Below are 12600 nucleotides of genomic sequence, written 5' to 3' on the forward strand. Positions count from 1 at the left end.
TCTCACATCCGTTCACCATTTACATTCGTTCCGGCGCCTCAATACCCAAAACGCCAATACATGCATTCAATACATCCTTGGCTAGCCCGATCAGGCGTACCCAGGATGCTTGCCTCTTTTTATCCTCTTCCGTAATGATCTTGGTATCATGATAAAAGCGGTTAAATGCATTGGCCAGTTCATAAATGTACTGGCATATCTTATGGGGCGCAAGTTCCGTAAAACCGGTTTCCATGATTTCATTGTATCTGGAAAGCTGAAGCATCAGATCTTTTTCTGCCTCTGTTGCAGCGGCAAGAATCTTCTCTTCCCCCTGGTATTTATCTTCAATACCCTGGTACTTTGCCAGGATGGACTTGATCCTTACAATGGTATAAAGGATGTAAGGACCGGTATTTCCCTCAAAGGAGACGAAACGGTCCATGTCAAAGACATAGTCCTTGGACGCCTGATTGGACAGATCCCCATATTTTAGAGCTGCCATTCCAACAATTTTTGATGTTTCCTCCGCCTCTTTTTCTGAAACGGTACGGTTCTCCATGATCTTTTCATAAGCTGCCTGGCTGATATCAGATATGAGAGTTTCCAGACGCATGACTCCCCCATCCCTTGTCTTAAAGGGCTTTCCGTCTTTTCCGTTCATTGTACCGAAACAAAGATGGGACATCTTTTTATCCTGTGATACAAAGCCGGCCTTCTTTGCCACACGGAACACCTGGACAAAATGAAGCTCCTGGCGTTTATCCGTAAGATAAATGTACCAGTCAGGCTTTATCTCTTTTTCCCTCTCAATGATGGTTCCCAGATCAGAGGTGGAATAAAGGGCCGCACCATCAGATTTTCTTACAATGCAGGGGGGAAGTTCTTTGGGATCCCCCTCTTCTGCAATATCCACCACAAGAGCTCCCTGGCTCTCGTAGGCAAGACCCTGATCCTCCAGTTCCTTTATCAAACCGGCAATATAGGGTTCCGCATCGCTTTCCCCTTTCCATAAATCAAAGGAAACATTGAGATTTCCGTAATTATTCTTTAAATCCGCAACAGATACTTCAATAATATGCTGCCAGATGGCACGGTAAGGCCTGAAACCGTTTTGCAGCTTTAACGTGGCATCATGGGCTCTTGTGCTGAATTCCTCATCAGACTTGGCTTTTGCACTGGCAGCCGGGTAGATCTCTTCCAATTCACCGATGGTAAAGGGCGCTTCCTTTGGATACTCCCCTTCAAAGGATGGGTCAAAATAAGGAAGCTCCGGCTTTCTGTCCTTCAGCTCCTCAATAATCAGCCCCATCTGAAGGCCCCAGTCTCCCAGATGGACATCTCCAATGACTTGATGACCAAGAAAACGGCCCATTCTCTTAATGCTTTCCCCGATAATGGCAGAACGGAGATGGCCCACATGGAGGGGCTTTGCCACATTGGCTCCGCCGTAATCCACCACAATGGTCATGGGATTTTCAGTTCTTTCACAGCCGCACTGCTCTTGGCCGGCCATACCGTCCACATATTCTGCCAGATAATCTGAATTAAGCTTTAAATTGATAAATCCCGGCATCACCGCATCTACTGAGGCAAATACATGGCTGCCCGTAAGCTTTGCCACTGCTTCCGATGCGATATCAAAAGGTTTCTTTTTATATGCCTTTGCTGCTGCCATGGCTCCGTTACACTGGTATTCACAAAGATCCGGGCGGTTGGATAAGGTCACCTTTGCATAGGCCTCATCATATCCGCAGTCTGCAAACGCTGCCTTCATCTCTGCCGTAATCAAATCAAGAATCTTCTTCATCAGTCCCTGGTCTCCTTTTTCTATTCCAGATATTTCTAAGCTAAATATTAATTATATTACAAGTAATCTTAAAAATCAAATTCTTTTCCCTTTTCTTTTCCAAACCCCTGCTGCCCATGACCCTCAGCCTTATGGTCAGAAAATAATGTTCCATTAATAAAATAAGCGCCTTTTTAAGTCAAGAGGATTGAGACAGTCCTTATCTTTTCCCAAAAAGGTGCTTTCTTTTTATATTCCATAATATTTACCATTAATCACTGCAATATTCCCTTATTACATTCTGCCCCGGCATTTCCGTTAATGGCGGATCAATGGGTCCTATCTCACATGTATTCCAGCTCCTCCAGATATTTAACCCCTTTTATTCCGCTCATTTCCTGAATCGCTTCTATATGATTTACCGGCATATCCATTTTCACCCAAAAGGTGGCGCCCACATAATCCGTATAGCCTTGCCTGGAGTTAACCTCCAGATCATCCAGCTGGCAGCCCATTTCCCGGAGCTTCTGAATAAAATTTCCCATGGACTCCATGGTTTTAAATTCCGCAAAGAAATGGATGTGGTTGGAGCGCAGGCATAGATAGCGGTCGATCTTTTGCATCAGGGACATGATGAGCAGTAAAAATACTCCGGCCAGAACAGAACCCATATAAAATCCGGCTCCTACCGCCAGACCAAGGCAGGCCGATGCCCAAAGCCCTGCTGCAGTAGTCAGTCCCTTTACCTGCTTGGAGGTAATGATGATAGTGCCTGCGCCCAGGAAACCGATTCCGCTGATCACCTGGGCTCCCAGGCGTGCCGGATCACCGGTCTGGTAACGCTCCACCAGGTATTCTCCCGTGATCATCACCAGGGCCGATGCCAGGCAGACGATCATATAGGTACGAAGACCTGCCGGCCTGCGTTTTCTTCCCCGCTCAAATCCCAGAATTCCACCCAGCATCACCGCAAGGGTCAGGCGCGTCAGCACGGATATCAGATTTATACTTTCAAATAATTCTCCGTTTGGCATCAATACTCTCCCTTCCAATATATGAAGTCACATGGTTATGATTATTTCCATTTCAGCATCATACCGTCCCAGGCAGCTCGGATTCCTGCCTCCCCAAGTCTTTGTTCCAGTTCCTGATGGCTCATATTGCAGTTATGGGAAAAATGGGTTGCTGTGATCACGGTGGAGGGGGTCAGGCATCCAGCTTCCTCCAAATGTTTTACAACAGCAAGATTTTCTTCTATTCCCATATGAGTACCGCCGTGATATTTATTGAAACCAAAGGTACAGTCCAGGCTGACAAGGGAAAGCCTCTTTCCTTTCAGGAAATCATAAACTTCTGATCCTAAAAGACCCGTGTCATTGGCATAGAGAATCAGGGTTTCTCCCTCTTCTATCAGATAAATAAAACACATTTCCCTGGGATCATGATTAGCCGGAATGGGAATGACCGTCAGTTCTTCCATCCTGATTTCCGAAAACGGCTGGGCAAGCAGAAATACCACGGACGGATCCTCTTCCTTTCCAAACTCCTCCTTAAAGCTTTCCCTGCCCATGCGGCAGACCTTGGAATTGCCATAGACGGTCAAAGGCCTCTCACTATGGATATGGCAGTAATTGGCGCTGCTGCGGCGTGTCAGCTCTTGGCTGTCAAAATGATCACTGTGGGAGTGAGTGACGCAGACTGCTTTTAACTTCCACAAATCCAGATCATAACAAAGCTTGTGGAAATACAGGTCAGGAGAAATATCCAGGAGAAGCTTGCCATTGACAAGGGTGCTGGCCCTGGTTCGTATGTCCTTCCCCTTCTGCTTTGCCGCCTTCCTGCAGGTTTCACATTGGCAGAAAACGGCAGGAATTCCTTCCGCTGCTCCTGTACCTAAATACCGGATCTCCATCAGGAATCTCCTCCCGTTCTTTTCTTCCACATCTGCGTCCTGGCGGTTCCATCCACCGGATCAATTTTCATATTCAGCCAATGGCAAACCGAAGGCAGAATATCAATGATTCCCATGGTCTCCACCTGGAAAGGAGCCACGTCCTCTCCCCAGGCAAACATCATAGTCTGGTAATTTTCCCCATCGGGAAGGTATCCATGTACTCCCTGGTAATGGCTGTTCACAATCCCCTCTTCATCCGCTGCCTCTTCATATCCGGACTCAAAGTAATAACCGTCTCTTGCTTCAAGAACCAGATCAGCTTCTTTGTCACATCCCAGATTCTCAAAATCCTGTTTCTCCATTACCCGGCTTACTCCTCTGTTTACGGCAAAGGCTTCCTTCACCCTGGCGGTTACCTGTTCTTTATCACCGCCCTTTATGTAAATATAAGCCATTCCGTCACCGGAGTCTAAGTAAGCCCTGTAGCCGGTAAGCCTTTTACTCTCATAAGTGCAGTAGCCCAGACGTTCCAGAACCATGTTGCCGTGTATGGCATAGGACACCTGCTTTTGGGAATGGTCACCTGTGAACAGGAGCGTCACATTCTGGTCACTGCACTGCCTTGCATAATCCATGAGCTGCCCCACAAATCTGTCGTACTCCTTCAGATAATACCGGCATTTCCCGGAATAGATTCCATAGGTATGCTTTGTATCGTCCAGGCCGTAAATGTGAAGCATTGCAATATCAAAATCATACCGGTTCACAGCGTCCAGGAACCGGTCCATCATGGACATATCCAGATTAGGCTGTTTTCCCAGAAACCATGCCTTTGGAAGCTCCCTGTCTGACAAAAGCGTTCTCATGGCAAAACGGGGGGTTCCGTACTTGCAGAGTACTTTCATCTGTCTCACAAAGCTGTCCAAGTTCCAGACCTTGGGCTTGACAGGGGACATTTCCGGCATGGAGTAGGCCATTTTCCCTCCTGCACTGACCGGCCAGGACATGTTCATCACCCGTTTCCCATTTTCAGCAGCATAGTCCCATATGGCTCTGCGCGTTAAGCTGGAGGCGTAAAAATTCCATTTGTGAATCCGGGCAAAAGGCTCCAGCACATAATTGTTCACGATTCCGTGGGAGGAAGGACGGCAGCCTGTGGCAATGCTGGCATGGCTGGGAAACGTAAGGGATGGATACACAGAATGCACATGGGTGCAATAAGCCCCCTCTTTCATGATCCGGGAAAAATGAGGCAGGGTTTTTACATATTCTAAATCCGTACAGGACAAGGCATCAAAAGATACCAAAATCAGCTTCTTTTTTTTCATTACAACTCCTTTTTATCCTTTCACAGCCCCTGCTGTCAAACCTCCGATAATCTGCTTCTGCATCAGAATATAGAATATCATGATTGGCAGCATGGAGATCAGGAATGAGGCAAAAATCAAACCGAAATCCGTCTGATATGCTGTTTTAAAGTTATACACATAAAGGATCAGCGTCCAAAACCTGGACGATTTATTGAGAACCAGCAGAGGGAGCTGGAAATCATTCCATACCCACAGCGCATTCTGGATCGCCACCGTGGCAAGGATCGGCTTCATAAGGGGCAGAATCACCTTCGTGTAGGTTCTTAAAAAACCAGCTCCGTCTATATAGGCGGCTTCCTCCATGTCCGGCGGGATAGACTGAAGATAACCGGCGCACAGGAATACGCCCTCACAGGTAGAACCGGCAACGTACAGTACGATAATTCCCGGCACGTTCATCATTCCCAGCTTACTGGCGATCATGATTAAGGGAATCATTTTCGCCTGGAAGGGGACAAAAAGACCGATAATCAAAAAGTAGTAAAAGAGACGGAGAAAACGGTTATTCGCCATGATCCGGGATACGCCGTAGGCTGTCAGGGGCAATGTCACCGTACTGATAAACAGGAAAACACCTGCGATCACAACAGAGTTTAAAAACGCATACTTCAGTTCATTTTTTGCAAACAGGGTTTTAAAATTATCCAGGTACAGTGGGACCGGAAGGGAAAACCAGCTTTCCGCGATCTGAAGATTTGACTTAAAAGCAGTCATTACCACCAGAATCATCGGAAGGAAAATCAGGACAGAGCCTGACACCAGGATCCCGTATTTCACCGCATTTAGTATTTTACGTTGGTTCATGCCATACCCTCCTAGTAGATGCGTTTCCTGTTGGACCAGACAATCTGGATAAATGAAACGGTGCAGACTATCACTGCCAGTATCAGTGCCTCTGCCATGGCCACACTAAGGCGGCGTTCCACAAAACCATGGTTATAGATCAGCATTGCCATGCTCTCCGTGGATCCTGCCGGGCCACCCTGGGTCATGGACATAATCAGATCAAATACCATAAGCCCCTGTTTTAAGGTCAGCACAAATACCATGGTAATGGTGGGAACCAGAAACGGCAGGGTAATAAAACGGAATTTTTTCCATGCCGTGGCCCCATCCAGGCTTGCAGATTCCTCCAACTCCCTGGGAACGGTCTGAAGTCCTGCAAGAAACAGTACCGTGGGAATGGCCAGGCCCTGCCATATGGCTACGAACAGGATGGCATACATGGCAGTATCCGGCTTTGACAAAAGACTTATTTCCCAGCTTTCAAAGCCAAGGTTTGCTCCTAGCTGCGGCAGGCCCTTTGTGATAATGCTGTTAAACACCAGTCCCATGGTAAGCAGCGGTAGCACTGCCGGAAAGAAGAACACAGAACGGAACACGGTCTTTCCCTGGAGGCTGCTGTTTAAGATAATTGCAAGTATCAGGCTTAAAGACACGATGAAGATAACCAGGAGAGCGCTGTACGTTACATTGAACATTACGGTTTTCAAGAAACGGGAGTTGCTGAATACTGCCCGGTAGTTCTCAAGCCCAACAAAGTTCAGCTTTTTGTTGATTCCGTTATAATCGGTGAAGCTGTAAATGATTCCGCCAAGGATCGGGGCAATAAAAAAGATCACATAGACAATTGCCTGCGGAATTGCAAATAGGCTCAAAATAATGGATTGTTTTTTATAAAACGTCATCCTTTTGCTTTGGCTGTTCATTTTCTGTCTCCCTCTATCAGAGTGAGGCAGCCGTTTATGGAAATTACCGGGAAACGTCCGCCTCATCACATAGCACATACCGGCACCAATGCAGTTACGGTTGTTTATTGTTCATTTTCAAAATACTCGACGCTGATAGAATCACTGTCCTTTAAAAACGCATCCACATCCTTGGAAAGGATCATCTGCTGTAAGGGAACTTCCCAGCTCTTGCGGAAGCCTGCCGGCCAATATACGGATGGGCTGAAGAACATGTCACCTGCTTTCAGCTTCTCGCTCATGGTCTGAAGCTGCGGGCGCTTGTAGTCAACGGTCTTGATAACGGATGGATTCTTCTCTGTATCTGCATAATACTGGGCAGTCTCTTTAGAGCCCATGAATTCCAGGAACTTAAGAGCTGCCTCCTTGTTCTTGCAGCTTTCTGTGATGGAAAGTGCCGTATCAATGCTGGCAGGAATCCTGCTGGCCTCTCCCGAAGGATTGGGGATGGTTATCATTTCAATGTCCAGATCCGGGTTTAAGTTAAGGATCGTCTGGATACCCCAGCTTCCGTAAAAGATCATGGCTGCCTTTTCTGTGGCAATATCGTTGAACGCGTCCTCATAACCTGCTCCCAGGGTATCTTTCTGGCCGTATTGGCGAAGCTTTAGCATGGCATCTGCCAGCACCTTCATCTCTTTCTCATTTTCCCAGGTTGTCTCCTTTTTGCCCACTTTCTGAAATTGAGAAGTAATATCGTTGTTGATCACACCAATGAGCCGCTCTGCCATCTGCCCCAGCTGCTCTGTGGATTTATCGTAAAATGCAAAAGGCTGGATCCCTTTTGCCTGGAATGCTTCAGCTGCTGCAATCAGCTCATCCCAGGTCTGCGGCTTCTCAATGCCATTGTCCTCAAACAGCTTATTATTAACAATGAGGCCATAAGCGCTCATTGTCATGGAAAGTGCGTAATCCTTTCCATCATATTTGGCAATCTCTCTTGTTTCGTCCGCCACATCGTTTAAGAACGCCTGGTCGGAAATATCCATCAGGGCTCCGTCTCTCATCAGATCCCGGTAAAATTTTTCTGCCGGCCAGATGGTCACAATGTCCGGATAATCATTAGAAGCAATTCTTGTAACAAGAGCTGTCTCCGGATCCGGTACACTTGTCAGCTCAATCTTGATTCCAGGGTTCTGCTCTTCGAAACGGGTAGTCAATTCCTGAAAAACATCCACTACGTTTGTTTTCTGCAGATATAACTCCAGGGTTACCTGGTCCCCCTCTGCTTTGGTTTCCTTTGCCTTAGCCGTCTCCCCTGCTGCAGCGGCTGTCTCCTCCGTTGATTTGGCAGGTGCCGGTTCGCTTTTCCCGCATCCGGCCAAAAGTGAACAGACCAGGCCGAAAGATAATGCGAGAACTCCAATTCTTTTCTTCATGATTGATTCTCCTCCTTTTTGGTGATAGGTTTTCATGGACTTTATGTAGATGGCATCATCTTAGCAAGTTTTCCTTATCAAGTCAATAGGGATTTTGAAGTTTTTTGTAAATTATGCACCTTTTCCGTTTTGATTATTGATTTTATTCGTACCTTTTCACCACTATACCATCAAAATTTTAAAATATATTTACATTTATTCTATAATGGCGTATAATACCCTTATTAAATTAGTAATTATTCCTTACTTTCTTTGTCATGGAATGTACCAAATAAGATTTCACTTTCAGGAGGAGCTTATGAAACAGCCGAATATTGTTCTTATTATGTGCGACCAGATGCGAGGGGACTGTATGGGAGTTGCGGGACACCCGGATGTTCAAACGCCATATCTGGATTCCCTGGCCGCAGAGGGTACCTATTTCCCAAATGCCTACGCTTCCTGTCCAAGCTGCATCCCTTCCAGAGCCGCCCTGTTTACAGGAATGAGCCAGGAGCGCCACGGCCGGGTGGGCTATCAGGACGGAATTGACTGGGATTATCCCAGCATGCTTCCCCAGGTTTTATCCTGCAACGGCTATCATACGGAAGCGGTGGGAAAGCTTCACGTTCATCCGCCCCTTCGCCGCTGCGGCTTCCATAACCTGACGCTTCATGACGGATATATCGGCTTTTACCGCAGGCCCGGCCTTCCAACCCGGCAGAACCAGCTTTATGGAGACAGCTATTTAAGATGGCTGAAAGACCGGTACGGGAATGCAGCGGATGTCAATGATACCGGCCTGGAATGCAATTCCTTCATTGCTTCGCCCTGGGTGTACGACAGCATGTCCCATCCCACCAACTGGACGGTTACGGAAAGTATCCGTTTCCTGGAAAAGCGGGATCCTGACTTGCCCTTTTTCCTCATGACCTCCTTTGTAAGGCCTCATCCGCCCTTAGATGCTCCCTCGGATTATTTTGATATCTACCGGAGCAGGGAGCTGGCGCCTCCTGCAATGGGTACCTGGGAAGATTTTTCCCATAAAGCAAAGGATTATGAAGGGCTTTATGATTCTCCTTACGGAACAAAAAATAATAAGCTCAAGCAGGATGCCATGATCGGCTACTATGCCTGCATCACCCATATGGATCACCAGATCGGACGGCTTTTGCAGGCTCTTTACAGAGAGGAGCTTTTAGAGGACAGCATTCTGATCTTCCTCTCCGATCATGGAGAGCTGCTGTTTGATCACGGCCTGTTCCGGAAAGTACAGCCTTACCAGGGCAGCATCCGGATCCCCATGATCGTCCGTGTGGGAAAAAACCTGTTTCCAGGCAGGACCCAGATCCCGGTTTCCAGGGACCTGGTGGAATTAAGGGACATCATGCCAACCATTCTGGATTCCCTGAACCTTCCTGTTCCGGATGAGGCCGACGGGCAAAGCTTTTTCCCCTCCCTGTTTGGAGAAGCCGGTTTTGACAGGGAATACTTGCACGGCGAACACAGTGGCGGGGAGATATCAAACCATTTTATCGTCACCCCCACAGACAAATATATCTGGTACAGCCAGACCGGTGAAGAGCATTATTTTCAGCTGGATCAGGACCCAAAGGAGCTTTGCGACCGGATCCATGATCCAGGCTGCAGGGAACGGATCGACTGCCTGAAAGGACGTCTCATCGAAGTCTTAAAGGACCGGGAGGAAGGCTATTCTGACGGTATTTCCCTGATTCCGGGGAAAAAGCCGGTGTTTAAGCTGACAAACATATCTGATAAATAGGAGTGCATATGAAAAAAACAGTAAATCTCAGCCATGTCCGTACAATCAATCAAAGGGCTATCCTGGACGCCATTTTTCAGAAAGGCGACACTTCCAAGGCCCAATTGGCCCGCATGCTGAACATGAGCAAGCCGTCCATGGCCGACAATGTGGCGGCTCTTTTACAAATCGGCATTATTAAAGAGATCGGCGAAGGAGCTTGTTCCAGCGGAGGCGGCAGAAAACCGACACTTCTACGTTTCTGCGATAATTTTAAATACATTATTGTGATGGATTTTCAATACCAGCATTCCTATTTCTGCTTAAGTGACTTAAGAGGTACCATCATGAACCAGTTTACCATCCAGCAGACCCCCACCGCTGATTTGAATTCCTGGATCACCATGTGCATCAATGCGGTATCCATGCTGCTGGCCTCCCAGTGCATTACCCACCAGGACTTAGCAGCTATTGCCGTGTCCGCTCCCGGTATCCTCAATGACAATGATAAAAATTATATTGTCAGTTCCAAATATGGGGATTTTAATGTGGGACTGATCGAGGATCGTCTTACAGAGGCATTTCCTGTCCCTGTCCTGATTAAAAACAGCGCCAATGCTTCTGTTCTTGGGGAATGGTGCTGCGGCGGAGGCCGGGACCGCAGCCATCTGGCCTTTATCAGCTGCGGTCAGGGCGTTGGCGCGGGAATCCTGTTAAACGGCAGGCTCCACGAGGGAAACCATCTGGCGGCAGGTGAAATCGGTTTTTGCATCACTCCGGAAAGCCTTACCTCAAAAAATGCTTCCCTGGAAAACAGGATCTGCATTGACTCCATACTCAGGCAGCTTAGCTGTGACTGCCAGGGCGAGCCCGTCACCTTCCCGGATATGATCAAACGCTATCAGGCGCAGGATCCTCAGGTGACCGCCCTGGTGGATCTTATCAGTACGGAGTTAGGCTGTGCAGTCTGCAACCTTTTGTCTGTCATTGACTGTGAACTGGTGATCATTGGCGGCGACTACCTGGCCTTTGAGGAACAGCTGATTCCAAGGATACAAAAAATCGTTGACGATCATGCCGCTATCCCGGTTCCTGTTATCCCGTCAAGACTGGGAGAAAAGGCATCTGTGCTGGGTCTGATTGCCACCAGCCGGGAATTCTATTTTAAGCAGATTTGTACCAGGACCACCGGGGAGGAACAATGAATAAACATCGCCTCCTATTCCTTTTATGCTGGATCGCCTATTTTTCCACCTATATCGGGCGGCAGAACTACGCTGCCTCCATGTCGGAAATTATTGCTGCAGAGGGCTATTTAAACCGCACCTGCGGACTGGTGGGGACTGGCTTTTTCATCACTTATGGGCTGGGACAGATTATCAGCGGGTTTCTGGGAGATCGTTTTTCACCCAAATGGATGATTTTCACAGGGATCTTTCTCTCCTCCCTGTCCAATCTTTCCATGTGCTTTCTTACCTCGCCGGAAGCTATGACAGCGGTCTGGTGCGTCAACGGGGCCGCCCAGTCCATGACCTGGTCCCCCCTGCTTCGCATCTTCTCGGAATACCTTCCTGAAAAGGAGCAGAAAACGGCCTGCGTCAATATTGCCACCACTTATCCGGCAGCCGTATTCCTCATCTATCCCCTATGCTCTTTCCTGATTTATGTTTCCGGGTGGAGGATGGTGTTTCTGGTATCCGGCGGCTTTATGCTGGCAGTATCCCTTCTCTGGGCCTCAGGCTTTGCCTGGCTGGAGCGTTTATATCCGGAAAGAGAGGGCAGTTGCACCCGGAAGTCCATGGACCAGTACGGCACCAATACCCAGTGCTTTCGGGTTACGGGAAATCTGATCCTGCTCCTGTCCCTGGCAGGCTTTCTTCTGACCATTCAGGGAGCCCTTAGGGATGGGGTGACGGGATGGGTTCCCTCTTACCTTTCCAACACCTATGAGGTAGGAACCTTTATCACTATCTTTGCCACCGCTTTTCTCCCGTTTATCAACCTGTTTGGCGTGTACTTTGCCAATCTGATTTACAGGAAGGGGAGAAAAATGAATTGGAAACCACGGCCATCCTATTTGTAATTTCCTTCTTCTCAATTCTCTTTTTGATAATTTTTGAAGGGGTGTCCCTGGTTTGGTCCCTGGTTTTCTTTGCCGTGACAACCTCCTGCATGATGGGCATCAACGTGATGCTGGTCAGCTTTATCCCTTCCTATTTTATCCGCTTTGGCAAGGTGTCCACCGTCTCCGGCCTGCTCAATTCCACGGTCTATATAGGAAGCAGCCTTGCTGTCTACGGTCTGGGCGCTCTGGCGGATTCTGCGGGCTGGTCCTTTATCCTGAAATTTTTGTGCATGGTGGCAGCAATAGGAATCCTGGGAAGTCTGATCTGTGTTCCGCGGTGGAAAAAATTTCTGAAGGAGAATGGATAGCCATATCTTCCAACAGACTTATTCTTATGGCTCCTAAAGCCAGCACCATTGTAGGGAGCACCACCGGAACATGCTATATATACCATCTCTGACGGGCGTATTGTTTATGACGGGCAGGCAGTTAAATAGCCGGGCAGATTTCCTTATGCAAATATCAATCAGCGCTTTCAAATCAAACAGGCTGCCGGATATTCTCCGACAGCCTGTTTTGCCCGTCCGGGCCGGGTGCACCACAGCAAAAAAGACCGGTCATCCCGGTCCTTTTAC

11 protein-coding genes are annotated in these 12600 nt (G+C 47.9%); 4 read left to right on the plus strand and 7 right to left on the minus strand.

From position 1 onward, the window contains the following. Nucleotides 1–19 precede the first annotated feature (19 nt). From argS to CLOSA_RS11745, 7 genes are all read right to left on the minus strand, one after another. A complete protein-coding gene (argS, locus tag CLOSA_RS11715) occupies nucleotides 20–1789 on the minus strand; it encodes an arginine--tRNA ligase (RefSeq protein WP_013272979.1) in 1770 nt (589 codons plus the stop codon). A 323-nt stretch (nucleotides 1790–2112) separates the two neighbouring features. Then, nucleotides 2113–2802: an MgtC/SapB family protein gene (locus CLOSA_RS11720; protein WP_013272980.1), complete on the minus strand. Its 690-nt coding sequence runs from the start codon at nucleotides 2800–2802 to the stop codon at nucleotides 2113–2115. 41 nt (nucleotides 2803–2843) lie between these two features. Further along, complete coding sequence (locus CLOSA_RS11725; RefSeq protein WP_013272981.1) at nucleotides 2844–3680, minus strand: MBL fold metallo-hydrolase; 837 nt, start codon at nucleotides 3678–3680, stop codon at nucleotides 2844–2846. Next, a complete protein-coding gene (locus CLOSA_RS11730; RefSeq protein ID WP_013272982.1) occupies nucleotides 3680–4990 on the minus strand; it encodes an alkaline phosphatase family protein in 1311 nt (436 codons plus the stop codon). The genes CLOSA_RS11725 and CLOSA_RS11730 overlap by 1 nt, the downstream gene beginning before the upstream one ends. A gap of 12 nt (nucleotides 4991–5002) precedes the next feature. Then, nucleotides 5003–5836 carry a carbohydrate ABC transporter permease gene (locus CLOSA_RS11735; RefSeq protein ID WP_013272983.1) on the minus strand — a complete coding sequence of 278 codons (834 nt, stop codon included), beginning with the start codon at nucleotides 5834–5836 and terminating at the stop codon, nucleotides 5003–5005. Nucleotides 5837–5847: 11 nt separating this feature from the next. Beyond that, on the minus strand, nucleotides 5848–6741 hold the full coding sequence (locus CLOSA_RS11740; RefSeq protein ID WP_013272984.1) for a carbohydrate ABC transporter permease: 894 nt from the start codon (nucleotides 6739–6741) through the stop codon (nucleotides 5848–5850). A 104-nt stretch (nucleotides 6742–6845) separates the two neighbouring features. Next, complete coding sequence (locus CLOSA_RS11745; RefSeq protein WP_013272985.1) at nucleotides 6846–8159, minus strand: ABC transporter substrate-binding protein; 1314 nt, start codon at nucleotides 8157–8159, stop codon at nucleotides 6846–6848. 298 nt (nucleotides 8160–8457) lie between these two features. Between CLOSA_RS11745 and CLOSA_RS11750 the strand changes: the two genes are divergently transcribed. From CLOSA_RS11750 to CLOSA_RS21750, 4 genes are read left to right on the plus strand one after another with little or no spacing between them, the layout of a single operon-like run. Continuing rightward, nucleotides 8458–9921, plus strand: a complete 1464-nt coding sequence (locus CLOSA_RS11750) for an arylsulfatase (protein WP_013272986.1) — start codon at nucleotides 8458–8460, stop codon at nucleotides 9919–9921. 8 nt (nucleotides 9922–9929) lie between these two features. After that, nucleotides 9930–11105, plus strand: a complete 1176-nt coding sequence (locus CLOSA_RS11755) for an ROK family transcriptional regulator (RefSeq protein ID WP_013272987.1) — start codon at nucleotides 9930–9932, stop codon at nucleotides 11103–11105. Then, nucleotides 11102–11983 (plus strand): MFS transporter, encoded by an 882-nt coding sequence (locus CLOSA_RS11760; protein ID WP_013272988.1) that lies wholly within the window; start codon nucleotides 11102–11104, stop codon nucleotides 11981–11983. The genes CLOSA_RS11755 and CLOSA_RS11760 overlap by 4 nt, the downstream gene beginning before the upstream one ends. Next, entirely contained in the window at nucleotides 11956–12333 is a 378-nt protein-coding gene (locus CLOSA_RS21750) for a hypothetical protein (protein ID WP_013272989.1), read from the plus strand. Before CLOSA_RS11760 ends, CLOSA_RS21750 begins: the two co-directional genes overlap by 28 nt. The last annotated feature ends 267 nt before the right edge of the window (nucleotides 12334–12600 follow it).

Origin of the sequence: [Clostridium] saccharolyticum WM1, from assembly GCF_000144625.1 — a bacterium.
GTDB classification, from domain to species: domain Bacteria; phylum Bacillota; class Clostridia; order Lachnospirales; family Lachnospiraceae; genus Lacrimispora; species Lacrimispora saccharolytica.

What these genes read in the sequence shown, in the direction of transcription:
- argS (WP_013272979.1), bottom strand. Translation starts at nt 1,789, where the DNA reads ATGAAGAAGATTCTTGATTTGATTACGGCAGAGATGAAGGCAGCGTTT.
- CLOSA_RS11720 (WP_013272980.1), bottom strand. Translation starts at nt 2,802, where the DNA reads ATGCCAAACGGAGAATTATTTGAAAGTATAAATCTGATATCCGTGCTG.
- CLOSA_RS11725 (WP_013272981.1), bottom strand. Translation starts at nt 3,680, where the DNA reads ATGGAGATCCGGTATTTAGGTACAGGAGCAGCGGAAGGAATTCCTGCC.
- CLOSA_RS11730 (WP_013272982.1), bottom strand. Translation starts at nt 4,990, where the DNA reads ATGAAAAAAAAGAAGCTGATTTTGGTATCTTTTGATGCCTTGTCCTGT.
- CLOSA_RS11735 (WP_013272983.1), bottom strand. Translation starts at nt 5,836, where the DNA reads ATGAACCAACGTAAAATACTAAATGCGGTGAAATACGGGATCCTGGTG.
- CLOSA_RS11740 (WP_013272984.1), bottom strand. Translation starts at nt 6,741, where the DNA reads ATGAACAGCCAAAGCAAAAGGATGACGTTTTATAAAAAACAATCCATT.
- CLOSA_RS11745 (WP_013272985.1), bottom strand. Translation starts at nt 8,159, where the DNA reads ATGAAGAAAAGAATTGGAGTTCTCGCATTATCTTTCGGCCTGGTCTGT.
- CLOSA_RS11750 (WP_013272986.1), top strand. Translation starts at nt 8,458, where the DNA reads ATGAAACAGCCGAATATTGTTCTTATTATGTGCGACCAGATGCGAGGG.
- CLOSA_RS11755 (WP_013272987.1), top strand. Translation starts at nt 9,930, where the DNA reads ATGAAAAAAACAGTAAATCTCAGCCATGTCCGTACAATCAATCAAAGG.
- CLOSA_RS11760 (WP_013272988.1), top strand. Translation starts at nt 11,102, where the DNA reads ATGAATAAACATCGCCTCCTATTCCTTTTATGCTGGATCGCCTATTTT.